Annotated in this window: 2 protein-coding genes; both read right to left on the bottom strand. The window is 29.0% G+C overall.

The window, feature by feature from the left end:
* Positions 1 to 494: ABC transporter ATP-binding protein (locus G3997_RS02620; protein ID WP_296647647.1), on the bottom strand; the 494-nt coding region annotated here is incomplete at its 3' end.
* Between the two features lie 11 nt (positions 495 to 505).
* Positions 506 to 1,339: FecCD family ABC transporter permease (locus tag G3997_RS02615; RefSeq protein ID WP_296647645.1), on the bottom strand; the 834-nt coding region annotated here is incomplete at its 5' end.

Genomic DNA, 1,339 nt, shown 5'->3' with positions numbered 1-1,339 from the left:
GTAGGCTCATCTAAAAGTATAATATCTGGATCCTGAGCAAATAACTTTGCTAAAAAAACTCTTTGTAGCTGTCCACCTGATAACTCKGTTATCATTTTCTCCTTAAAGTCARTCAATCCTACTTTTTCTATACTATCTAAAATTATTTTTATATCTGTTTTAGATAAGCTTCCAAATTTACTTTCTATATACGGATATCTTCCAAGAGATACTGTCTCATATACAGTATAAGGGAAATAAATTTCAGATACTTGACTCATTAATCCAACTTTTTTAGCTAAATCTTTTCTTTTTAATGATGATATTTCTTTACCATCTATCTCTATTCTACCCCTATAATTAATTATATTAGCAATAGATTTTAAAAGAGTGCTTTTTCCACATCCATTAGGACCTATTATAAATAAATTTTCACCTTTATTAATTTTTATATTTATGTCTTTAATTATATCTAATTTATCATATCCACTATGAAGTTCTTTAATTTCTAACATAATTCTCACCTTTATTTTTTAAAGTAAACATAAGCAAAAAATGGAGCTCCTATTAATGCTGTAACTGCACCTACAGGCAATTCAGAAGGAATAATTATTGTTCTTGCAACAATATCTGCTATTACCATGAAACTACCTCCATATAAAAATGACATTGGTACAACATACTTATGCTTTGGTCCAAATATCTTTCTTACTACATGTGGGGCAATTAAATCAATAAATCCAATTGTACCGCTTAATGATATTGCTCCACCAGTTAATATTGCTGATAAAATAAAAAGTTCTTTTTTAACCTTTGATGTTTCAACCCCCATTGCTTTTGCTTGCTCTTCTCCAAAAGTTATAATATCCATTTCATTTGTATATCTTAATACTCCAATCATTCCTATTATAGTAAATGGTATTATCAACTGAACATAGCTCCATCCTTTCATAGAAAAGCTTCCCATTTGCCATAAAGATATACTTTTCATATCTTGAGCAAACAATGCATTTATCGTTGTTAGCAATGCGTTCACAAATAAAGATAAAACCATACCTGATAAAATTATTGTATTATTAGACATTGTTTTATCTATTTTAGATGAAAATCCTATTACAGCAAATACTGTAAATAATCCAAATAAAAAACCTACTAAAGGAAGAGTAAATCCTCCTATAATTGGTATTGAAATTCCAGTTACTATTATTAATCCTGCACCTAAARATGCTCCTGATGATACACCTAATGTATATGGTGATGCTAATTGATTTTTTAAAATTGATTGAACCACCGATCCACTTGTAGMYAAACATCMTCCAACGATAAATGCAAGTAACACTCTAGGTAATCTTAGGTTCCA

Source organism: Romboutsia sp. 13368, assembly GCF_018336475.1.
Taxonomy (GTDB): Bacteria; Bacillota; Clostridia; order Peptostreptococcales; family Peptostreptococcaceae; genus Romboutsia.
This window is presented reverse-complemented; position numbering and strand designations above follow the sequence as displayed.